Source organism: Burkholderia sp. BCC0322, from assembly GCF_902833045.1.
Taxonomy (GTDB): domain Bacteria; phylum Pseudomonadota; class Gammaproteobacteria; order Burkholderiales; family Burkholderiaceae; genus Burkholderia.
In genome coordinates this window covers 34574-57403 of sequence record NZ_CADFDU010000012.1, presented here as the reverse complement: position 1 = coordinate 57403, position 22830 = coordinate 34574, and the positions used below count along the sequence as shown (strand labels likewise).

19 protein-coding genes are annotated in these 22830 nt (G+C 66.3%); 4 read left to right on the top strand and 15 right to left on the bottom strand.

Annotation, left to right across the window (positions count from 1 at the left end; all coding sequences use genetic code 11):
• Both HWX39_RS27315 and HWX39_RS27310 read right to left on the bottom strand, forming a co-directional pair.
• A complete protein-coding gene (locus HWX39_RS27315) occupies window positions 1-1359 on the bottom strand; it encodes a peptidylprolyl isomerase (protein WP_175970861.1) in 1359 nt (452 codons plus the stop codon).
• Window positions 1360-1410: 51 nt separating this feature from the next.
• Window positions 1411-3771: an LPS-assembly protein LptD gene (locus HWX39_RS27310; RefSeq protein ID WP_175970860.1), complete on the bottom strand. Its 2361-nt coding sequence runs from the start codon at window positions 3769-3771 to the stop codon at window positions 1411-1413.
• Window positions 3772-3994: 223 nt separating this feature from the next.
• On the opposite strand from HWX39_RS27310, the gene HWX39_RS27305 reads away from it, so the two are divergent.
• Both HWX39_RS27305 and murU read left to right on the top strand, forming a co-directional pair.
• Window positions 3995-5044 (top strand): phosphotransferase, encoded by a 1050-nt coding sequence (locus HWX39_RS27305; RefSeq protein ID WP_175970859.1) that lies wholly within the window; start codon window positions 3995-3997, stop codon window positions 5042-5044.
• A gap of 31 nt (window positions 5045-5075) precedes the next feature.
• Window positions 5076-5795, top strand: a complete 720-nt coding sequence (gene murU, locus HWX39_RS27300; protein ID WP_175970858.1) for an N-acetylmuramate alpha-1-phosphate uridylyltransferase MurU — start codon at window positions 5076-5078, stop codon at window positions 5793-5795.
• A gap of 194 nt (window positions 5796-5989) precedes the next feature.
• Here murU and HWX39_RS27295 read toward each other — a convergent pair whose 3' ends face one another.
• On the bottom strand, window positions 5990-7861 hold the full coding sequence (locus HWX39_RS27295) for an ABC transporter ATP-binding protein/permease (protein ID WP_175956332.1): 1872 nt from the start codon (window positions 7859-7861) through the stop codon (window positions 5990-5992).
• Between the two features lie 175 nt (window positions 7862-8036).
• Here HWX39_RS27295 and HWX39_RS27290 point away from each other — a divergent pair, with 175 nt between their 5' ends.
• Complete coding sequence (locus HWX39_RS27290; protein WP_041492954.1) at window positions 8037-8432, top strand: hotdog domain-containing protein; 396 nt, start codon at window positions 8037-8039, stop codon at window positions 8430-8432.
• Window positions 8433-8478: 46 nt separating this feature from the next.
• On the opposite strand, the gene HWX39_RS27285 is transcribed toward HWX39_RS27290, so the two are convergent.
• Window positions 8479-8961, bottom strand: coding sequence for a nitrate reductase associated protein (locus HWX39_RS27285; RefSeq protein WP_175970857.1), 483 nt, complete (start codon window positions 8959-8961; stop codon window positions 8479-8481).
• A gap of 121 nt (window positions 8962-9082) precedes the next feature.
• Between HWX39_RS27285 and fdhD the strand changes: the two genes are divergently transcribed.
• Window positions 9083-9919, top strand: a complete 837-nt coding sequence (gene fdhD / locus HWX39_RS27280) for a formate dehydrogenase accessory sulfurtransferase FdhD (RefSeq protein ID WP_175970856.1) — start codon at window positions 9083-9085, stop codon at window positions 9917-9919.
• A gap of 51 nt (window positions 9920-9970) precedes the next feature.
• On the opposite strand, the gene HWX39_RS27275 is transcribed toward fdhD, so the two are convergent.
• The 11 genes from HWX39_RS27275 to HWX39_RS27225 all read right to left on the bottom strand — a co-directional run bounded on the left by HWX39_RS27275 (window position 9971) and on the right by HWX39_RS27225 (window position 22827).
• On the bottom strand, window positions 9971-10738 hold the full coding sequence (locus HWX39_RS27275; protein ID WP_175970855.1) for an enoyl-CoA hydratase: 768 nt from the start codon (window positions 10736-10738) through the stop codon (window positions 9971-9973).
• Between the two features lie 91 nt (window positions 10739-10829).
• Window positions 10830-12029 carry an acetyl-CoA C-acyltransferase gene (locus tag HWX39_RS27270; RefSeq protein WP_175970854.1) on the bottom strand — a complete coding sequence of 400 codons (1200 nt, stop codon included), beginning with the start codon at window positions 12027-12029 and terminating at the stop codon, window positions 10830-10832.
• Window positions 12030-12056: 27 nt separating this feature from the next.
• Window positions 12057-14492 carry a 3-hydroxyacyl-CoA dehydrogenase/enoyl-CoA hydratase family protein gene (locus HWX39_RS27265; RefSeq protein WP_175956322.1) on the bottom strand — a complete coding sequence of 812 codons (2436 nt, stop codon included), beginning with the start codon at window positions 14490-14492 and terminating at the stop codon, window positions 12057-12059.
• 113 nt (window positions 14493-14605) lie between these two features.
• A complete protein-coding gene (locus HWX39_RS27260) occupies window positions 14606-16393 on the bottom strand; it encodes an acyl-CoA dehydrogenase C-terminal domain-containing protein (RefSeq protein WP_069257557.1) in 1788 nt (595 codons plus the stop codon).
• A 58-nt stretch (window positions 16394-16451) separates the two neighbouring features.
• Window positions 16452-17051: a TetR/AcrR family transcriptional regulator gene (locus HWX39_RS27255; protein ID WP_006751498.1), complete on the bottom strand. Its 600-nt coding sequence runs from the start codon at window positions 17049-17051 to the stop codon at window positions 16452-16454.
• Window positions 17052-17250: 199 nt separating this feature from the next.
• Entirely contained in the window at window positions 17251-18525 is a 1275-nt protein-coding gene (clsB, locus tag HWX39_RS27250) for a cardiolipin synthase ClsB (protein WP_175970853.1), read from the bottom strand.
• Window positions 18522-19016: a dihydroneopterin triphosphate diphosphatase gene (gene nudB, locus HWX39_RS27245; RefSeq protein ID WP_175970852.1), complete on the bottom strand. Its 495-nt coding sequence runs from the start codon at window positions 19014-19016 to the stop codon at window positions 18522-18524. Before nudB ends, clsB begins: the two co-directional genes overlap by 4 nt.
• A 159-nt stretch (window positions 19017-19175) precedes the next feature.
• Complete coding sequence (gene aspS / locus HWX39_RS27240; protein ID WP_006477843.1) at window positions 19176-20978, bottom strand: aspartate--tRNA ligase; 1803 nt, start codon at window positions 20976-20978, stop codon at window positions 19176-19178.
• 67 nt (window positions 20979-21045) lie between these two features.
• Complete coding sequence (locus tag HWX39_RS27235; RefSeq protein WP_175970851.1) at window positions 21046-21696, bottom strand: DUF502 domain-containing protein; 651 nt, start codon at window positions 21694-21696, stop codon at window positions 21046-21048.
• A 61-nt stretch (window positions 21697-21757) separates the two neighbouring features.
• The gene (locus HWX39_RS27230; protein WP_175970850.1) at window positions 21758-22105 is read right to left on the bottom strand and encodes an FmdB family zinc ribbon protein; all 348 of its coding nucleotides are present in this window, start codon (window positions 22103-22105) and stop codon (window positions 21758-21760) included.
• A gap of 95 nt (window positions 22106-22200) precedes the next feature.
• The gene (locus HWX39_RS27225) at window positions 22201-22827 is read right to left on the bottom strand and encodes an SAM-dependent methyltransferase (RefSeq protein ID WP_175970849.1); all 627 of its coding nucleotides are present in this window, start codon (window positions 22825-22827) and stop codon (window positions 22201-22203) included.
• Window positions 22828-22830: the final 3 nt, after the last annotated feature.

Below are 22830 nucleotides of genomic sequence, written 5' to 3'. Positions count from 1 at the left end.
TCAGTTCGCCGGGCCGACGCCGCCGATCTTGTACTGCACGTACGACGAATCGCGCAGCTCGCGCAGCCAGTCGGCATAAGCCTGCTCGGCCTTGCGCTGGCCGATCGCCTGGCGCGCGATATCCATCTGCTGCTGCACCGAACCTTCCGCTTCGCGGCGGTTCAGCACCTGGATCAGGTGATAGCCGTACTCGGTACGGATCGGCTGGCTGATCTGGCCGTCCTGCAGGTTGTTCATCGCACGCTCGAACTCCGGCACGGTCTCGCCCGGGCTGATCCAGCCGAGATCGCCGCCTTGCGACGCCGAACCGTCCTGCGAGTAGGTGCGCGCGAACTTCGCGAAATCGCCGCCGGCCTCGACCTGGTTGCGGATGTCGACCAGTTGCTGGCGCGCCTGGCCTTCCGACTTGCCTTCGCCCACGCGCAGCAGGATGTGGCGCACGTGTGTCTGGACGATCTTCGGTGCGGCGGCAGTCGCGCCCTGGCTCTGGCGGCGATCGACGAGACGCACGATCTCGAAGCCGTCCGGCACGCGGATCAGCGTCGGGTTGACCTCACCTGGGCGCAGCTTCGATGCAGCCGCGACGACGTCGGCCGGCAGTGCGCTCGGTGCCTTGAAGCCGAGGTCACCGCCCTTCTTCGCGTCGTTCGCTTCCGAATTGTTCTTCGCGAGCTTCTCGAAATCGGCGCCCGACTTCGCCTGCTGCAGCAACGCGTCAGCCTTCTTCTGCGCGGCTTCGATGTCGGCCTGCGGCGCGTTGGTCGGCGCCTTGATGAAGATGTGCTGGAAGCGCAGGTCCTGCTGCTGCGACGCATTCGGCCCGCGTTGGCTCGCGATGTAGTTCGCGACCTCGGCGTCCGACACGGTGATCTTGCCGTCGACCTCGCGCTCGCGCAGCTTCGACAGCATCAGTTCGGTGCGCGCGTCGCTCGTGAAGATGCTCCAGGGCACGCCTTGCGCCTCGAGACGCGCGCGGTACTGCTCGAGCGTCATGCCGTTCGCCTGCGCGAGACGCTGCAGGGTGGACTGCACGGTCGCGTCGTCGATGCGGATCCCGTCGTCCTTGGCCTTCTGCACCTGGATACGCTCGAGCACCATCTGGTTCAGCACCTGCGCGCGCAACTGGTCGGTCGGCGGCACGGGTGCGTTCTGCTGCTGCAACCGGCGCGCGATCAGGCCGGCACGCTGGTCGAGTTCGCGGCCCGTGATCACGTCGTTGTTGACGACGGCGACGACTTCGTCGGCGAGCTGCGCACCTTGCGAACCGAGCGCCTGCGCCGCGGCCGGCGCGGCGGCGAGCAGCGCGGAGGCCGCAGCGAGGCTGGACACGACTGCCGCGAAACGAAGGGTTTTCTTCATTGCCACTGGAACTCCATTGAAATCGTGCTGACCGGTGCAGACAAGCCGGCGTTACTCGTAGTTGCTGAAGCGGGACATCGGCGGCGGCGGCGGCGGCAACGGCGTGTAGCCCGGCACCCCGGCGCGGAATGCGGACACGAGGCCGTTGTCGACGGTCGACAGGCCCTTGAGCGTCAGCTGCATCATGACTCGCGTCGACGAGTTCTGCTGTCCCGACGAATTGATGCCGTTCGCAGCCCGTTGCACCCCGACCCCGAGCGCCCAGCAGTCCGCGTCGTATTGTAAGCCGACCAGACCGTCGACCACGCGATCGCCGGCGAGGTCGTAGTTGAAGCGGCCGATCGCATACAGGCGGCGCGTGAGCGGCCATTGCGCGGACACCAGGAACTGGTTGATCGGCTGGTTGTCGAGCGTGGTGTTCGAGCGCGTATAACGGTAGCCGACGTTGATCACGCGGCGCTCGCCCGGGCTGTAGCCGAAACCGACGCTCGACTTCACGAGCTGGTTGTTGTTCTGGTTGTACTGGAACGCCGTCTCCGACATGAAGCCCGAGCCGAGCTTCAGCGCGGCGCCGACGATCAGGTCCGAGTGGCGCGCCAGTACGGCACTCTGCCCGGAATTCAGCGTGACACGCTGATCGGCGAAGTAATACTGCTGCGCGATCACGAAGCGCGCACGCTCGTCGCCGGTGCGCGGATCGATGAAGCGCGACGTGAGGCCGGCCGTGATCCGGTTCGCATCGGCGATCCGGTCGTTGCCGACGAACGTGTTCGGCTGGTAGATCTCCGCGAGGCCGAAGTCCGATTCCGCAGTATCGAACAGCGGCGCGTTCGACTGGTTGCGATACGGCGTGTACACGTAGTACAGGCGCGGCTCGAGGGTCTGGATGAAGTCCTGGCCGAACAGGCGTACCGAGCGGTCGAAGATCAGCCCCGAGTCGAAGCTGACGGTCGGGATCGATTCGGTGAAGCGCTTCGGGTTGTTCGGCGTGGTCGACGACAGGTAGTTCAGGTCGTACGACGCGAAGTGGTACTGGACCTTCGGCACGACGAAGTAGCCGGGGCCGTACACGCCGTACGAGATGTACGGATTGAAGACGATCCGGTCACCCTGGGCCGCATCGGCGGTCGTGATGCGGAACCGCGAATAGTCGGCTTCCGCGCCGAAGTCGAAGCCGCCGACGTTGTACTTCGTGTACTTCACGTTCAACTGCGGCTCACGGCTGTACGGCGCGATCGACGGCGGCAGCGTCTGCCAGTGCTGGTAGCGCGCGAGCACCGACCACGGGCCGTTGTTGTACGTCAGGCCGGCTTCCTGCTGGTACAGCGTCTGCGTCCCGTTGATGAACTGGTTCGACGAACCGAGATCTTCGGGATAGGTGTTGTCCGAAACCTTGTTGTAGTAGACGTAGCCGCCGAAGCCGCCGCCGAAGTTCTGCTGGTGCTGCCAGTAGATCGCGTAGCGGTTGCGGTGCGCGAGCCGGTCATCCGGCAGGTAATTGGCCGTAAACGTGCCCGAATACGACGGCGACAGGTAGCGGAACGTCGCCTCGGCCATCACGCCGCGCCGCGAGATGATGCGCGGCGTGAGCGTCAGGTCGCGGTTCGGCGCGATGTTGAAATAGTACGGCAGCGTCAGTTCGAAGCCGTTGCTCGAGTTCATCGAGAACGTCGGCGGCAGCAGGCCGCTGCGTCGCTCGCCCGACAGCGGGAACGTCATCCACGGGCTCGCGAAGATCGGTACGCCCTGGAAGAACAGCACGCCGTTGCGCGCGGTGCCTTCGTCGGCGCCCGTATCGAAGTCGAAGCGGCTGCCCTTGATGTACCACGCGGGGTTCGTCGAGCACTGGCACGCGGTGTACGTGCCGTTGACGAACACCGAGCGCTCGCTGTCGATCATGTCGACGCGCTCCGCGCTGCCCGACCCGCCCGTCATGTTGAAGTGGTACTTCGGCGCCGTCATGAAGCCCTGGTTCGCCTCGATCTTCAGATGCGCCTCGGGGCCCGCGAACGACGTGCCGCCATTGATCACCTTGACCTGGCCGTACGCATCGGCCATGTCGGTATCCTGATCGTAGTGGATCGCGTCGGCCTTCACGACGGCGTCACCGCGCCGCAGCTCGGCCGAACCCTTCGCGGCGAGATCCTGCTCGGCCGTGCCGCTCGTGTGGTCGGCGATCACGAAGGCGGCCGGCTTCGAGCCGTCCTTCAGCGGATGATCCTCGAGCTGGGGCGCGAGACGCAGATCCCACGGCGAGTCGAGCGGCTGCGGCTGCGCGGCCGCGCCCGACAGCTGCGCGTACGACACGGCCGGCACGAGGCCGGGCACGGCCAGGAGCGCGAGCGCGAGCCGCCGTTTGCGCGGCGCCCCGTCACCGGGGAAAACATTCGGGAATAGCGGTTTGGGCGGCATCTATCGTTTGGCGAATCGCCCCTTGTCAACCGCGCCGTCGCGGCACATTCGCGCATGGCGGGCCGCACCGTCGCACCGCGACTGCGGCTGAGCGCAAACCGGGGAGGCGATCGGGCGGACGGCGCGGCAGGCAGCGGGCCTGCACGGCGGAAGCTGACGCGGGGCGCGTCAAAAAAGTCGTGGGGTATTATATGGCAAGACGTTCCCCCCTCCGCCGAGTTTCATGACGCCCCCATCCGCCGCATCCCAGCCCGACGCCCGCCTCGAAGCGCTCGCCGCGTGGCTGCACCCGCTCGCCGAACGCTATGCGCTCGACCTGTCGACACTCTCGCCCGCATCGTCGGACGCCAGTTTCCGGCGCTATTTCCGCGTCGCATCGGCCACGAGCGCCGGCGGCACGCTGATCGCCGTCGACGCGCCGCCGCCCGAAAAGTGCCGCGAGTTCGTCCAGGTCGCGCAACTGCTCGTCGCGGCCGGCAACCATGTGCCTGACGTGCTGGCCCACGATTTCGACGCGGGCTTCATGCTCGTGACCGATCTCGGCCGCACCTCGTACATCTCGGTGCTCGATCCGACCGACCCGGCCGCCGCAAAACCGCTGATGCGCGCGGCGCTCGACGCACTGATCCGCTTCCAGCTCACATCGAAGCCCGACGTGCTGCCGCCGTTCGACGAGGCATTCCTGCGCCGCGAGATGGAGCTGATGCCCGAATGGTTCGTCGGCCGCCACCTCGGCAAGCCCGTCACCGACGCGATGCGCGGCACACTCGACCGCACCTTCGCGCTGCTGGTCGCCAGCGCGCACGCGCAGCCGCAAGGTTTCATGCTGCGCGACTTCATGCCGCGCAACCTGATGGTGTGCGAGCCGAACCCGGGCATCCTCGATTTCCAGGACGCCGTCTACGGGCCGCTGACGTACGACGTCGTGTCGCTGCTGCGCGACGCCTTCATCAGCTGGGACGAGGCGTTCGAGCTCGACTGCTTCGCGTACTACTGGGAAAAGGCGAAAAAGGCCGGCCTGCCGGTCGACCCCGATTTCGGCGAGTTCTACCGCCAGCTCGAGTGGATGGGGCTGCAGCGCCACATCAAGGTGCTCGGCCTGTTCGCGCGTATCAACTACCGTGACGGCAAGCCGCACTACCTGAACGACCTGCCGCGCTTCATCGCGTATGCGCGCAAGGTCGCGCTGCGCTACCGCCCGCTCGTGCCGTTCGCGAAGCTGCTCGACGAGTTCGAGGGTAACGCACCGGCCGACGTGGGCTATACGTTCTGATCGTTCCGACTCTCCTGAAACCCGGCCGAACATGAGCAACACCCTGACCACGGCGATGATCTTCGCCGCCGGGCGCGGCGAACGGATGCGCCCGCTCACCGACACTCGCCCGAAGCCGCTGCTCGAAGCGGGCGGCAAGCCGCTGATCGTGTGGCAGATCGAAGCGCTCGCCCGCGCGGGCATCGAGACGATCGTGATCAACCATGCGTGGCTAGGCGAACAGATCGAGGCTGCGCTCGGCGACGGTTCGCGCTGGGGCGTGCGGCTCGCGTATTCGGCCGAGGGCGAGGCACTGGAAACGGCCGGCGGCATCGCGAAGGCCTTGCCGCTGCTCGAGCGCGACGGGCAGCCGGCCGTGTTCGCGGCGGTCAGCGGCGACGTCTACTGCGCGTTCGACTACCGGTCGCTCGCGCCGCGCGCCGCCCGAATGGCCGAGCTCGAAGCGCCGGCGATGCACCTCGTGATGGTGCCGAACCCGCCGTTCCACCCGGCCGGCGACTTCGCACTCGGCGACGACGGCCGCCTTGCGCTCGACGGCCCCGCACGCTTCACGTTCGGCAATATCGGCCTGTATGACACGCGGATGTTCCGCGATCTCGCGCCCGGCACACGGCGTGCGCTGACGCCGTACTATCGCGCGGCGATCGAGGCCGGCCGCGCGAGCGGCGAACTGTATGAAGGCGTCTGGGAGAACGTCGGCACACCCGCGCAGCTCGGCGAGCTCGATGCGCGGCTGCGCGCCGCGGAGTGACCGGCTGACGGGTCGTCGGGCCGGTCGATCGGATGGGCGGTTGGCCCGCTGGTGAGCCGACCGGCAACCCGGCCGGGTTGGCCTGGCTGAACAACAGGACCAGCGCCTGCCGGCCCCTCATGCCGGCGCGACTCCCGCCCGTCAAGCTCGCTGCCGTCCCGCTGCGGTGCTGCGCGCGCAGCACCGCCCGCCGCTCACGCGGCTTCCGCCTCCTCCCCGCCCGCCGCCGCGCGCTGCTGCTGCAGCGCCCACATCTGCGCATACAGCCCGTCGGCGCGCACGAGTTCGTCGTGCGTGCCGCGCTCGACGATCCGCCCGTGGTCCATCACGAGGATCTGCTGCGCGTGCACGACCGTCGACAGCCGGTGCGCGATCACGAGCGTCGTCCGATGCCGCGCGATCTGGTCGAGTTCGTGCTGGATCGCGCGCTCCGAGCGCGAATCGAGCGCCGACGTCGCTTCGTCGAACAGCAGCACCGGCGGATCCTTCAACAGCGTGCGCGCGATCGCGACGCGCTGCTTCTCGCCGCCCGACAGCTTCAGCCCGCGCTCGCCGACCGGCGTGTCATAACCCTTCGGCAAGCTTTCGATGAAATCGTGGATGTGCGCTGCACGCGCGGCCGCGATCACCTCGTCGCGGGTCGCGGTCGGCCGGCCGTATGCGATGTTGTAGTAGATCGAGTCGTTGAACAGCACGGTGTCCTGCGGCACGATCCCGATCGATGCGCGCAGCGAGTCCTGCGTGACGTCGCGGATGTCCTGCCCGTCGATCCGGATCGCACCGCCCGCCTGCCGGTCGAGATCGTAGAAACGGAACAGCAGCCGCGACAGCGTCGACTTCCCGGAGCCGCTGTGACCGACCACCGCGGTCGTCGTGCCCGCGTCGATCGTGAACGACACGTCGTACAGGATCTGCCGCGCCGGCTCGTACGCGAAATTCACGTGCTCGAAGCGCACCTGCGCGCCGGCGACCGCAAGCGGCCGCGCATCGGGCAGGTCGGCGACTTCCTTCGCGGCCGACAGCAGCCCGAACATCCGGTCCATGTCGGTGAGGCTCTGCTTCAGCTCGCGGTAGACGACGCCGAGGAAGTTCAGCGGAATGTACAGCTGCAGCATGAACGTGTTGATCAGCACCAGATCGCCGAGCGTCAGCTTGCCCGCGAGCACGCCCTGCGTCGCGCGCCACAGGATGAACACGAGCCCCGTGCCGATGATCGCCTGCTGGCCGAAGTTCAGCACCGACAGCGAGTTCTGCGAACGGATCGCGGCCTTGCGGTAGCGCTTCAGGTTCTCGTCGTAGCGCTGCGCTTCCCACTCCTCGTTGCCGAAGTACTTCACCGTCTCGTAGTTGATCAGCGAATCGATTGCCCGCGAGTTCGCGCGCGAATCGAGTTCGTTCATCGTGCGGCGGAAATGCGTGCGCCAGTTGGTGACCTTCACCGTGAACACGATGTAGGTGACCAGCGCCGCGAACGTCACGTACGCGTAATAGGCCTCGTACTTGACCACGAAGAAGCCGAGCACGAGCCCGACCTCGACGAGCGTCGGCAGGATGCTGTACAGCGAATACGAAATCAGTTGCTGGATGCCGCGCGTGCCGCGCTCGATGTCGCGCGACATGCCGCCCGTCTGGCGCTCCAGGTGAAACCGCAGCGACAGCCCGTGCAGGTGCCGGAACACCTGCAGTGCGAGCTGGCGCACCGCGCTCTCGGTGACCTTCGAGAACAGGATCTCGCGCAGCTCGGTAAACAGCGAAGTGGACAACCGCACGAGCGCATACGCGACGACCAGCAGCCCCACGCCGCCCGCGAGCACGATGCCGGCCGACTGTTCGGCGCGGCCGATCGCGGTGATCTGCTGTACGTAGGACAGGTGGTCGACGATGCGCTTCATCACGACCGGCACGCCGAGGTTCGCGACCTTCGCGCCGATCAGGCAGCCGAGCGCGAGCGCGACGCGCCACTTGTAAGTGGCCAGGTACGGCAGCAGCGACCGGATGGTCTGCCAGTCGTTGCGGGGCCCGGTTGAAGCCGGCGCGGGCTCACCGGAAGCAGGAAATCGGCGCATGGGGGGAAGGATCGGCGGCGGTGCCGAACGCGTGCAACGGCGGCCGGCTCGCTCACTTTCTCGTACAATTTGCGAACGTTGTATTGTCGCAGAAGCCGCTTCGCGCCGCTGCCGGCGCCCTCGCCGGCCAGGCTGCGCGCGGCGGCAAATTCATTACAGGATGAAAGCCCCCGCCATGACCGATTCGACCCTCGAACTCCCGCAAAAACAGCCCGCGCTGCGCGTCGTCCCGCAACCGCACGACGCGAACGTCCACGGCGACGTGTTCGGCGGCTGGATCATGTCGCAGGTCGACATCGCCGGCTCGATCCCCGCGAGCCAGCGCGCAAACGGTCGCGTCGCGACGGTCGCGGTCAACTCGTTCGTGTTCAAGCAGCCGGTGTTCGTCGGCGATCTGCTGAGCTTCTACGCGACCATCACGCGCACCGGCAACACGTCGATCACGGTCGACGTCGAGGTGTACGCACAGCGCATGCGCCTGATGGGTGAAGTCGTGAAGGTTACCGAAGCGACGCTCACCTACGTCGCAACCGGCACCGACCGCAAGCCGCGGCAACTGCCGCCGCTCTGACGGGCGAGCACCGCGCGACGGCGCCCTCCGCCTGCCGGCGGCCACCTCAGTGCGTGGCCGTCAGCCCGAACTCCCGCATCGCGGGCAGAAAATCGTGGTTCAGCTTCGGCTTGCGCGACAGCTTCACCAGCACGTAGCGCTGGAACGGCGCGAGCCGCTGCCACTGCGCGAGCGCCGGCGCCGACAGCCCGGCCAGCGCGCTCTGCTGCACGAGCGACTCCGGCACCGTATCGGTGGCGCGCCAGGCCGGCTGCTCGTCCGGCTGGAACCACGACGGTTCCAGATCGGCATGCGTGCGCAGCATCTCGAACAGCGCGTGATCGAAATTGGGCTCGATCACGGTGTCGTCGTCGGCCGGAAAGCGCGCGAGCAGCTTGCGGTCCTCGAGCGGCAGCAACTGCCACTGCGCCAGTGAAATCCGCAGACCGAAACGGTCGAGATTGAAACGCACGATCATCGGGATGTACGTGAAGTTTTCCGACGATTCGTGTTCGAAGGCGAATAGCAGTGGAGCGTCGCTGAGTCCCATGATCGTTACCTGACGTGGCGGATGCCGGCGCGGCCGGCTTGCCTGGGGTATTTTAGAACCTCTGCGCGCAGGCGGCGGATACGATTGCCGCCGGCCTCGCGCTGAATCAACGGGAGTGCTCGTGAATCCGACCGAATCCGCTGACATGCGCGACGAACCGCGCGGCGCGATCGAACTGACCGTGCGCCGCACGCGCGGCGGCGCCGTCGAGACCGCACACGACTACGTGGGCCAGGAATGGCCCGTCGCGCTCGTCTTCAACGGCATCTCGCATGCGGTGATGATGTGTACGCCGTGCGACCTCGAAGCGTTCGCGGTCGGTTTCGCGATCTCGGAAGGGATCGTCTCGCGCGGCAGCGACATCAAGGATATCGAGGTGATCCTGCACGCCGACGCGCCGCTGCCGCATGCGGAAGTCCACCTGGAGGTCGTCCAGCAGGCATTCGCCGCGCTGAAGGACCGGCGCCGCGCGCTCGCCGGACGCACCGGCTGCGGCGTGTGCGGGATCGAAAGCATCGACCTGCTCGACCTCGCACCCGAACGCGTGCCCGACACGGGCTTTCTCGCGCGCCTCGCGCCCGACGCGCTGGCGCGCGCGGCGCGCGGTCTGCCGGCCCACCAGGCGCTCACGCAGCTCACGGGCGGCCTGCATGCGGCCGCGTGGTGCAGCGCAACAGGTGCGATCCGGATGGCGTTCGAGGACGTCGGCCGCCACAACGCACTCGACAAGCTGATCGGCTCGCTCGTGCTGTCGCGCGCCGACGCGACCGACGGCTTCGTGTTCCTGTCGAGCCGCGCGAGCTACGAGCTCGTGCGCAAGGCCGCACGGGTCGGCATCCCGCTGGTGGCGACGATCTCCGCACCGTCGTCGCTCGCGATCGAAATCGCGAAAGCGGCCGGCTTGCGGCTCGTCAGCTTCTGCCGCGAAACCGGTCACGTCGACTACGGCACGGCCTGATCCCGAGCGCGAAATCGCGCCGACGATACGCCGCCGGCGCGACCCGCTCCGTCAGTCGAACTGACGGAAATCCGGCTTGCGCTTCTCGAAGAACGCCGTCATCGCCTCGCGCGCTTCCGGCGCGCGCAGCATCGCCGAGAAGTGGGCCGCCTCTTCGGCCATCCGCGCGGCGGTAGCCACACCGCCCGTATCCTTGAGCAGCGCCTTCGTCACACGCAGCGATGCCGCCGGCAGCGCCGCGAGCTTCGCCGCCTGCTTCGCCGCGAACGCGTCGAGCTCGGCCGCCGGCAGCACGCGGTTGACGATGCCGATCCGGTGCGCCTCCAGCGCGTCGAACGCCTCGCCGAGCAGCAGCTTCTCGGCCGCCACCTGATGGCCGGCCAGACGCGGCAGCAGCACGCTCGACGCGGCTTCCGGGCACAGCCCGAGCTGCGTGAACGGCAGCGAGAACGTCGCGGTGTCGGCCGCGTACACGAGATCGCAATGCAGCAGCATCGTCACGCCGACGCCGATCGCCAGACCCGGCACCGCGGCCACGATCGGCTTGCTCGCGCTGCTGATCCGCGCCAAAAACTGGAACACCGGAGCGGTGTCGTCCTTCGGCGGCGACTTCAGGAAATCCTCGAGATCGTTCCCCGCGGTGAAATTGCCGTCGCCACCGCGCAGCAGGATCACGCGAATCGCCTTGTCTTCCTGGGCTTCGGCGAGTGCGTCGGCCATCGCCTGGTACATCGCCGCCGTCAGCGCGTTCTTCTTCGCCGGGCGCGCGATCGTGATCGTCATCACGCCATCGGCGCGTTCCACTTGAATTTCGGCCACAACCGTCTCCTTTGACTTTCCTCTATCGGAATGAAAAAACGGTGCGCGAGCTCGTGGCCCGCGCACCGTCGTCGCTCTTGTCCCGCTCCGCTTACAGGCGTTCGATGATGCCCGCGGCGCCCATGCCGGTGCCGACGCACATCGTGACCATCCCGTACTTCAGGTTACGGCGACGCAGGCCGTGCACGACGGTCGCCGCGCGGATCGCGCCGGTCGCGCCGAGCGGGTGGCCGAGTGCGATCGCACCGCCCATCGGGTTGACCTTCGACGGGTCGAGGCCGAGATCGCGCATCACCGCCAGCGATTGCGCGGCGAACGCTTCGTTCAGCTCGATCCAGTCGAGATCGTCCTGCTTCAGGCCGGCGGCCTTCAGCGCGGCCGGAATCGCTTCCTTCGGACCGATGCCCATGATTTCCGGCGGCACGCCACGCACCGCGAAGCTCACGAAACGCGCGAGCGGCGTCAGGTTGAATTCCTTGAGCACCTTCTCCGACACGACGAGCAGCGCACCCGCGCCGTCCGACGTCTGCGAACTGTTGCCGGCCGTGACCGAGCCCTTGTTCGCGAACACCGTGCGCAGCTTCGCGAGGCCTTCGATCGACGTATCCGCACGCGGACCTTCGTCGAGCTTGATCTCGCGCGTCTTCACGTCGACCTCGCCCGTCGCCAGGTTCGGGAAACGCTCGGTGATCGTGTACGCAGCGATCTCGTCGTCGAACTCGCCGGCCTGCTGCGCGGCAAGCGCCTTGCGGTGCGACTCGACCGAGAACGCGTCCTGGTCTTCGCGACTCACCTTCCACTGCTCGGCGACGCGCTCGGCCGTCAGGCCCATCCCGTACGCAATGCCGAAGTCTTCGTTGCGATCGAAGATATGCGGCGACATCGACGGCTTGTTGCCCATCATCGGCACCATGCTCATCGATTCGCAGCCGCCCGCGAAGATCGCGTCCGACTCGCCGACGCGGATGCGGTCGGCCGCCATGGCCAGCGCCGTGATGCCCGACGCGCAGAAGCGGTTGACCGTCACGCCGCCGACCGTCTGCGGCAGGCCCGCGAGCAGCGCGCTCATCCGCGCGACGTTCAGGCCCTGCTCGGCTTCCGGAATCGCGCAGCCGATGATCGCGTCTTCGATCAGCTTCGTGTCGAAGCCGGGCACCTGCGCAACCGCCGACCTGATCGCATGGACCAGCAGCTCGTCCGGGCGCGTGTTCTTGAAGACACCGCGCGGGGCCTTGCCGATCGGCGTGCGGCTGGCGGCGACGATGTATGCGTCTTGCAATTGTTTGCTCATTTGAGACTCCTTGCCTTATCCGCTCGCTCAGTTACGCACCGGCTTGCCGGTCTGCAACATGCCCATGATCCGTTCCTGCGTCTTCTGCGTGCCGAGCAGCTCGACGAACGCACGGCGCTCCAGCGCGAGCAGCCACTGCTCGTCGACGAGGCTGCCGGCTTCGACGTCGCCGCCGCACACGGCTTCGGCGATGCGGCTCGCGATCAGGTAGTCGTGGTCGCTGATGAAGCGGCCGTCACGCATGTTGACGAGCGATGCCTTGATCGTCGCGATCGCCGAGCGGCCTGCGACCGGCACGTCCTTCGCGCGCAGCGGTGCGCGGTAGCCGGTTGCTGCCAGCGCGCGCGCTTCCTTCTTCGCGGTGTCGAGCAGTTCGAACACGTTGAAGACGATCGTGTCGGACGGCTTCACGTAGCCCATCGCACGTGCGTCGTGCGCGGACGCCGACACCTTCGCCATGGCCGCGTTCTCGAACGACTTCGTGACGAACTTCAGGATGTCGGTGGTCGCGTTCGCGGCCGTTGCGGCCTCCGCTGCGCGCAGCGCGGCTTCCTTCAGGCCGCCGCCCGCCGGCACGAGGCCGACGCCCACTTCGACGAGACCGATGTAGCTCTCGACGTGCACGACGCGCTTCGCGCTGTGCAGCATCAGCTCGCACCCGCCGCCGAGCGCGATGCCCGACACGGCTGCGACGACCGGCACGTTCGCGTACTTCACGCGCAGCATGCCTTCCTGGAACTTCTTCACGAACGGCTCGATACCCTTCGCGCCGCCCATCATGAACGCGGGCATCGCCTCTTCGAGGTTCGCGCCAGCCGAGAACGGGCCGCCCGGCGTGCCGAGCTTCAGCGACGTCGGCTGCCAGATCACGACGCCCTTGTAGTCCTTCTCCGCGAGTTCGATTGCCTGCACGAGGCCGTCGATCACGCTCGGTCCGATCGTGTTCATCTTCGACTTGAACGACACGATCACGACGTCGTCTTCACCCGCACGGTCGTCGACCCAGGCACGCACGGCATCGGTCTCGAACAGGGTCTTGCCGTACGTCTTCGGATCGGCGCCGGCTTCGCCGAGCAGCGGTGCGCGGAACACCTGCTTGTCGTAGACCGCGAGGTCCGAACGCGGCACGAAGCGCTTCGCTGCCGGTGCCCACGAGCCTTCGGCCGTGTGCACGCCGCCCTTCTCGGCAACCGGGCCGTCGAGCACCCACGACGGCAGCGGCACGTTCGCGAGCGCCTTGCCGGCCGCGATGTCTTCCTGCACCCACTCGGCGACCTGCTTCCAGCCGGCGGCCTGCCAGCCTTCGAACGGACCTTCGTTCCAGCCGAAGCCCCAGCGGATCGCGAGGTCGACATCGCGCGCGTTGTCGGCGATCGATTCGAGATGCACGCCGATGTAGTGGAACACGTCGCGGAAGATCGACCACAGGAACTGCGCGTGCGGATGATCCGTTTCACGCAGCAGCTTCAGGCGTTCCGCCGGCGGGCGCTTCAGGATGCGGCCGACGGTTTCGTCCGCCTTCGCGCCCGAATCCACGTAGGTACCCGTCTTCGCGTCGAGCACCTTGATCGCCTTGCCTTCCTTCTTGTAGAAACCGCCGCCCGTCTTCTGGCCGAGCGCGCCCTGCTTCACCAGTTCGGCGAGCACGGCAGGCGTCTGGTAGACCGGAAAGAAGGGATCGTCGGCGAGGTTGTCCTGCATCGTCTTGATCACGTGCGCCATCGTGTCGAGGCCGACCACGTCCGCGGTGCGGAACGTCGCCGACTTCGCGCGGCCGAGGCGGCTGCCCGTCAGGTCGTCGACTTCGTCGAAGCGCAGGCCGAACTTCGCGGCCTCGGTGATCACCGCGAGGATCGAGAAGATGCCGACGCGGTTCGCGATGAAGTTCGGCGTGTCCTTCGCGCGCACGACGCCCTTGCCGACGATGCTCGTCAGGAACGTCTCGAGCTGGTCGAGGATCTCCGGACGCGTATGCGCGGTCGGGATCAGTTCGACGAGGTGCATGTAGCGCGGCGGGTTGAAGAAGTGCACGCCGCAGAAGCGCGACTTCAGCTCGTCCGAGAAACCTTCGGACAGCTTCGTGATCGACAGGCCCGACGTGTTGGTCGCGAAGATCGCGTTCGGTGCGATGTGCGGCGCGACCTTCTTGTACAGGTCGTGCTTCCAGTCCATCCGCTCGGCGATCGCTTCGATCACGACGTCGCACTCGGCGAGCTTCGCGATGTCGTCTTCGTAGTTCGCTGCTTCGAGGTACTTTGCGTCGTCCTTCACGCCGAACGGCGCAGGCGACAGCTTCTTCAGGTTCTCGATCGCCTTCAGCGCGATCGCGTTTTTCGGGCCTTCCTTGGCCGGCAGGTCGAACAGCAGCACCGGCACGCGCGCGTTGATGAGGTGCGCGGCGATCTGCGCGCCCATCACGCCGGCGCCCAGCACGGCGACCTTGCGAATCAGGAAATTGCTCACGGGATGTCTCCGGATAGTGTCGTGCAGCGCGGGAGGTATGGGCTGCACGGCGAAGTGAGTACCAGGAACCGTTGCGTTCGGGCGGCGCGCAGCGCGCGCCGCCCGGACTCGCGTCAGAACAGCGATTCGTCGACTTCCATCAGCGTCTTCGAACCGGCGCGAGCGGCGCGGATCGTCGATGCCGTCTCGGGAAGCAGGCGCGCGAAGTAGAAACGTGCCGTCGCGAGCTTCGACTTGTAGAACGGATCGCCCGACGCTTCCTTGTCGAGTGCGAGGCGCGCCATGCGCGCCCAGAAGTACGAGAACACCAGGTGGCCGACGGTGCGCAGGTACGGCACGGCGGCAGCGCCGACTTCGTCCGGGTTCTGCATCGCCTTCATGCCGATTTCCATCGTCAGCTTCTGCACCTTGTCGCCGATGTCGGCGAGCGGGTTGATGAACTCGGCCATTTCCGGCTTCACGCCTTCGGCTTCCGCGAATTCCGTGACGAGCTTGCCGAACTTCTTCAGCTTCGCGCCCATGTCGCCGAGCACCTTGCGGCCCAGCAGGTCGAGCGACTGGATCGAGTTCGTGCCTTCGTAGATCATGTTGATCCGCGCGTCGCGCACGTACTGCTCCATACCCCACTCCGAGATGAAGCCGTGGCCGCCGTAGATCTGCATCGCGTGGTTGGTCGACTCGAACGCGTTGTCGGTCAGGAACGCCTTGATGATCGGCGTGAGCAGCGCGACGAGATCGGCTGCTTCCTTGCGCACCGCTTCGTCACCGTGCGACAGTTCCTTGTCGATCTGCAGCGCGGACCAGTACGTGAATGCGCGCGCGCCTTCGGCGTAGGCCTTCTGCGTGAGCAGCATGCGGCGCACGTCCGGGTGCACGATGATCGGGTCGGCCGGCTTGTCCGGTGCCTTCGGGCCCGTCAGCGAGCGCATCTGCAGGCGCTCCTTCGCATACGTGAGGGAGTTCTGGTACGCGACTTCCGTGAGGCCGAGGCCCTGCATGCCGACGCCGAGGCGCGCGGCATTCATCATCACGAACATCGCGTTCAAGCCCTTGTTCGGCTCGCCGACCATCCAGCCCTTCGCGCCGTCGAGGTTCATCACGCACGTCGAGTTGCCGTGGATGCCCATCTTGTGCTCGATCGAGCCGCACTTGATGCCGTTGCGCTCGCCCGGCTCGCCCGCTGCGTCGGGGATGAACTTCGGCACGATGAACAGCGAGATCCCCTTGGTGCCCTGCGGCGCGTCCGGCAGGCGCGCGAGCACGAGGTGGATGATGTTCTTCGACATGTCGTGCTCGCCGCTCGAGATGAAGATCTTCGTGCCGCTGATCGAGTACGAGCCGTCGCCGTTAGGTTCGGCCTTGGTGCGCAGGATGCCGAGGTCGGTGCCGCAGTGCGGCTCGGTCAGGCACATCGTGCCCGTCCATTCGCCCGTCACGAGCTTCGGCAGGTAGCGCTGCTGCAGCTCCGGCGCACCGTGTGCGTGCAGGCACTCGTAGGCGCCGTGCGACAGGCCCGGATACATCGTCCAGGCCTGGTTCGCCGAGTTCAGCATTTCGTAGAGCGCGTTGTTCACGAACGCGGGCAGGCCCTGGCCGCCGTACTCCGGATCGCAGCCGAGTGCCGGCCAGCCGGCCTCGACGTACTGCTGGTAGGCTTCCTTGAAGCCGGTCGGGGTCTTCACGACGCCGTCGCCTTCATACGTGCAACCTTCGCGATCGCCGACCTGGTTCAGCGGGAACAGTACCTCGGAGCAGAACTTGCCCGCTTCCTCGAGGACCTGGTTGATCGTGTCGGCGTCGAGGTCCGCATGCTTGGGCATTTGCTTGACTTCGGCTTCGACGTTCAGAAGCTCGTGCAACACGAATTGCATGTCGCGCAGCGGCGCGGCGTACTGTCCCATGACTCTCTCCAAAGGTGGGCAAAACGGCTCGAGCTCCTGGCGGGCGGATCACGCGCCGCTAACGGCTCTCGCTCTGATACGAAACAATCGTCTTTTCCAGCGCGGCCCACGTGAGGCGCACGGCGTCCGGCGAATGCAGGAAGCGTGCGTCGTGATGCAGGCCGAGCGTGAAGCTGTACAACTCGAAGAGCATCAGGTCCGGATCCGTATCCGCACGCAGATGGCCTTCTTCCTTCGCCTGCGAAATGGCACGCAGCATCGCGGCACGCCAGGCCGTCACGCTTGCGATCAACTGCTCGCGCACGGGGCTGTCAGGCCGGTCGTCGTACTCGACGGCACCGCTGATGTAGATGCATCCGGTCGTCACCTCCTGGATGCGCTTCTCCGTCCAGCGGGCCAGCATCGCCCGAAGGCGCGGCAAGCCTCGCGGCTCGCGCAGGCTCGGAAAGAACACCTCGTTTTCGAAACGATGGTGGTACTCGCGGACGACCTCGACCTGCAGATCCTCACGCGATCCGAAGTGCGCGAACACACCGCTCTTGCTCATCTGCATGCGCTCGGCCAGCAGGCCGATCGTCAGCCCCTCCAGCCCGTCACGGCTGGCGAGGTCCAAAGCAGCTTCAAGTATCGCGGCACGCGTCTGTTCGCCTTTTCGCATAGCTATTTCTGTAACCGTTCGGGGGTTCGAATAAAATCGAACGGCCGTACTATTATTGAGTGCGGCCGCTCGCGAAACAAGGAAATTATTAGAAACCGGTGTCTAACCGAGCCGCTATTTTGCGCGATTCCGGCGGGACCGGAGCGGCTTTTCCGCACGAACGTGCGGACAGATTTTTGAAGCGAACGCTTAGTCTTCGTCAGTCGTAACCACCGACCGTCAGCGCCTTCATCACGAGGCGATAGGTCGTATAGGCGAGCCAGTTCAGCATGCGCTCGATCCGGGGGCGCGCGGCGAATCGCGCGGGATCGATTTCCCGGCCGTCGGCAAACGCGGCCGCGATCGCGTCACGCAGTTCGTTCGTGACAGCATCGTAGCGCACCAGCACGACATTCGCCTCATTGTTCAACATCAGGCTCAGCGCGTCCAGGTTCGACGAGCCGACCGTCGCCCAATTGTCGTCGATCACGGCCACCTTGCCGTGCAGCATCGTCTTGTCGTATTCGGCCACGCGCACGCCTGCGCGCAGCAGCGCGTGATAGAGGAACGGCACGGCCGTATCGAGCGCCGCGAATTCCTTGCGGCCGATCAGGATCCGCACGTCGACGCCGCGTCGCGCGGCGCCCGTCAGCGCACGGCGCAGTTTGCGCCCCGGCATGAAGTACGGATTGGCGAGCAGGATCCGCTGGCGCGCCTGGCCGATTGCGGCGAGATACGCTTTCTCGATCGCACGGCGGTTCACGACGTTGTCGCGCGCGACGAACGCGACGCTCGGCTCCGTCACGACCCGCAGCGCGCCGGCCTTGATCCACCTGTGGCTGCGCATCCAGCGCCGGAACATCTCGGGGAAGGCCTCGCCGCCATGCAGCCCGGCCGCGTATTGCGCATACGGCTTGTGGCCGAACATGATCCGGTGCCACTGCAGTTCGAACGCGGCCCGCACGTCGGACACCGCGGGCCCCGCCATCTCGACCGCGAAATCCCAGCGCGGAAACGGCAGCGTCGCGCCGCCCTGCGCGTAGTCGTCGATGATGTTGATGCCGCCACAGAATGCGACTGCATGATCGATCACCGCGAGCTTTCGATGCGTGCGCGAAAAGCCGAAACGGCCGAACAGGAAACGGTTGTAGATGCAGTGCTCGATGCCGGCCGCCACCCATGTGTCAAACAACGGCAGGCGTGCGGTGCCGATGCCGTCGGTGATCACGCGCACGCGCACGCCGCGCTGCGCCGCGCGGATCAGCGCGTCCGACACCGGCCGGCCGGCCGCGTCGTCGCAAAAGATGTAGGTTTCGAGCATCACCTGCTCGCGGGCGGCATCGATCCGCTCGATCAATGCCCGGAAGAATGCGCCGCCGCCCTCGCACAGCCTGACGGTGTTGCCCGACGTGAAGGCCAGCCGCGACGCGGAACCGCGTTCCTGCAGGAACATCTGCCGCAATTGCGCGAAGCGCTTGCGGGCTTCCGCCGTCATGCGGACGAGCCGTGCGGCGCGCGCGACAGTGCCACGCGTGCGGGCAGTTGCAGGATCGCTTCGGCGTTCGACGGCGAGAAGCAGCGCGCGGCCGCCTCGCGGAACGGCAGCCACGCATGGTCGACGTGCTCGCGCGGCGACAGCGTCACGTCGACGCGATACGGCACGCACAGGCCGAACCAGTGTTCGGTGTTGCGCGTGACGCCCGGCGCATAGCGGTGCAGGTATTGCGGATAGATCGTGTATTCGATCCGGTGGCGCCAGTCGACGAGTGCACTGGCCGGCACGTCCGGCGTGCCGATCGCGATGCCGGTTTCTTCGGCCACTTCGCGTGCGGCGGTGACCGCGAGCGGCTCGTCGAGCGCGTCCTTCGAGCCGGTCACCGATTGCCAGAAATCGGGCTGGTCGGCACGCTTGATCACGAGCACATCGAGGTCGGGCGTGTAGATCACGACAAGAACGGATTCGGGGATTTTCGGCGGCTTCGTCATCGTTGTTTCATGCAGCACGGGGCCGCGCGCCGGGCATGGACTCCGAACGGGCGGCAAGTGCTGCGACTGTACCGCAAAAAACGAAAAAGGCGCATCGCTGCGCCTATTTCATGTGCGTCGTGTGTGCGCGAACGCACACACGACCGGGTACGAAACGCGTTACGCCTTCGGCTGCTCCGGCTGACGCAGACGGATGTGCAGTTCGCGCAGCTGACGCTCGTCGACCGGGCTCGGTGCCTGCGTGAGCAGATCCTGCGCACGCTGCGTCTTCGGGAATGCGATCACGTCGCGGATCGAATCGGCGCCGGCCATCATCGTGACGATGCGGTCGAGACCGAATGCGATACCGCCGTGCGGCGGCGCGCCGTACTGCAGTGCGTCCAGCAGGAAGCCGAACTTCAGTTGCGCTTCTTCCGCACCGATCTTCAGCGCGCGGAACACCTTGCTCTGCACTTCCTCGCGGTGGATACGCACCGAGCCGCCGCCGATTTCCCAGCCGTTCAGCACCATGTCGTACGCCTTCGCGAGGCAACGGCCCGGATCCGTCTCGAGGTACTCGAGGTGCTCGTCCTTCGGGCTCGTGAACGGGTGGTGCGCAGCGACGTAGCGCGCATCTTCGTCGTCGTATTCGAACATCGGGAAGTCGACGACCCACAGCGGCTTCCAGCCAGCCTGGACGAGTCCGTTCGCCTTGCCGAATTCCGAATGGCCGATCTTCAGGCGCAGCGCGCCGAGGCTGTCGTTGACGACCTTCGCGCGGTCGGCCGCGAAGAAGATGATGTCGCCGTCTTCCGCGCCGGTGCGCTCGAGGATCGCCGCGATCGATGCGTCGTGCAGGTTCTTGACGATCGGGCTTTGCAGGCCGTCACGGCCCTTCGCCTTCTCGTTGACCTTGATCCATGCGAGGCCCTTCGCGCCGTAGATGCGCACGAATTCGGTGTAGCCGTCGATGTCGCCACGCGACAGCTCGCCGCCCTTCGGCACGCGCAGTGCCGCGACACGGCCGTCCTTCGCGTTGGCCGGCGTGCTGAACACCTTGAAGTCGACGTCCTTCATCGCGTCGGTCAGCTCGGTGAATTCGAGCTGCACGCGCAGGTCCGGCTTGTCCGAACCGAAACGCGCCATCGCTTCCGAGTACGGCATCACCGGGAATTTCGCGTCGAGTTCGACGTCGATCGTCGTCTTGAAGATGTGACGGATCATGTCTTCGAACAGGTCACGGATTTCCTGCTCGCCGAGGAACGACGTTTCGCAGTCGATCTGCGTGAATTCCGGCTGACGGTCGGCACGGAGGTCTTCGTCGCGGAAGCACTTGGTGATCTGGTAGTAACGGTCGAAGTTCGCGACCATCAGCAACTGCTTGAACAGCTGCGGCGATTGCGGCAGTGCGAAGAACTGGCCTGCGTTCACGCGCGACGGCACGAGGTAGTCGCGCGCGCCTTCCGGCGTGCTCTTCGTCAGCATCGGCGTTTCGATGTCGATGAAGCCCTGCTCGTCGAGGTACTTGCGCGCTTCGATCGCGACGCGGTAGCGCAGGCGCAGGTTGTGCTGCATCTGCGGGCGGCGCAGATCGAGCACGCGGTGCGTGAGACGCGTCGTTTCCGACAGGTTGTCGTCGTCGAGCTGGAACGGCGGCGTGACCGACGCGTTCAGCACGTTCAGTTCGTGGCACAGCACTTCGATCTTGCCGCTCTTCAGGCCGGCGTTGACCGTGCCTTCCGGACGGTTGCGCACGAGGCCCTTGATCTGCACGCAGAACTCGTTGCGCACGCCTTCGGCGGTCGCGAACATTTCCGCGCGATCCGGGTCGCACACCACCTGCACGAGGCCTTCACGATCGCGCAGGTCGATGAAGATCACACCGCCGTGATCGCGGCGGCGCTGCACCCAGCCGCACAGCGACACGGTTTGGCCCAGCAGGTGTTCGGTCACGAGACCGCAGTATTCAGTACGCATCGACATGATGTTTGCTTTCGTTCGGTTTGATCAACGGGCGCCGCAACGCGCGGCCCGGGCGATGATTCTTTACTTACAGCGGCGGCTCGACGGGGCGGCGCGCAGGCGCCGGAGCCGGCGCCGGGGGCGCCACCACGCCCATCGAGACGATGTACTTCAGCGCGGCATCGACCGACATGTCGAGTTCGATGACTTCGCTCTTCGGCAGCATCAGGAAGAACCCCGACGTCGGGTTCGGTGTCGTCGGAATATAGACGCTCACGTATTCTTCCGTCAGATGATTGAGCACGTCGCCGCCCGGCGTGCCGGTCAGAAACGCGATCGTATACGAGCCGCGACGCGGGTATTCGATCAGCAGCGCCTTGCGGAACGCGTTACCGCTGCTCGACAGCAGCGTGTCCGACACCTGCTTGACGCTCGTGTAGATCGGCCCGACGACCGGGATGTGACGCACCACGGCGTTCCACCACGTGACGAGCTTCTGGCCGATGAAGTTCTGCGTGGCCAGCCCGACGACGAAGATGAACGCGAGCGTCAGCACCGCGCCGATCCCCGGCAGGTGGAAGCCGAGCAACCGCTCGGGCTGCCACGATTCGGGAAGCAGGAGCAGCGTCTGGTCCATCGTGCCGATGATGAGACCGAGCACCCACAGCGTGATCGCGAGCGGGACGAGAACCAGCAGGCCGGTCAGAAACACCGATTTCAGGGTCGTCTTTTTCATCATCTGCCGTCAATGAACCGCGCCGGCGGCGCGGGTTGGTCGCAGCCCGGCCGGGCCGCGACGGTCAACTGCTGGCGGCGGGCGCTGCAGCCGGGGCGGGCGCGGCGCTCGTCGTCGTACTTTCGGAACTGCTCGATGCAGCCGGCGCAGCCGCAGCGGGCGCGGTTTCGGTCGTTGCCGCCGGTGCTGCGTCGCCCGACGCCGTCGCCGGCGCGCTGGTGCCGCCCGAACCGCCACGGAAATCGGTGACATACCAACCCGAACCCTTCAGCTGGAAGCCCGCAGCGGTGACCTGCTTGCGAAACGCATCCTTCCCGCATTCCGGACACTGCGACAGCGGTGCGTCGCTCATTTTCTGGAGCACGTCCTTCGCGAAACCACACGCTTCGCATCGATAGGCGTAGATCGGCATGATATTTTTCCCGCGGAAACTGGAAACGGCTTGCAAAACCTTGAATTATAGCCGAAACCCTGCCGCTCTCCGGCAATGGCCGCGACACCCGCGCATCAGCGGCGACGCCACGTGAGCCAGCGCTCGTGCCCTTCGAACACGGGCAGCGAATCGGTCACGGGCAAATCCTCGATCAGCTCGAAGTGCGGCGTAAGCAGCGCATCGAGTTCGGCACGCTCGATTCCGAACGGCGGCCCCTTCGGTTTCGCCGTCAGGAAGAAATAGCCGGCCAGTAATCCGTCCGCCGGCAGCAGCTCGGCCATGCGCGCCGCATAGCCGGCACGCATGGCCGGCGGCAGCGCGCACAGGAACGCGCGCTCGTACACCCACTGCACGTCGAACGGCGGCCGGTACGCAAAGAAATCGGCCTGCTCGACGACACCCGCATGCGCGCCGAGTTGCGCCTTCGCGGCAGCCACCGCCTGCGCGGCGAAATCGATCGCACGCACGGGCCAGCCGGCTTCAGCCAGCCACCCGGCTTCCTGCGCACTGCCGCAGCCAGGAATCAGCACCGCGCACGGCTCGAGCCGGTGCGCGAACACCCCAAAACCCTCGGGCACGCCTCCGAATTCCCACGGTGTCACGCCACGCTCGAAACGCTCGTCCCAGAATGACGCGTTGCCGGGATCGCGCGTCGCGAAATCGGCGGCTGACGGTGTAGCGGGTTGCTTCGGATCGGACATCGC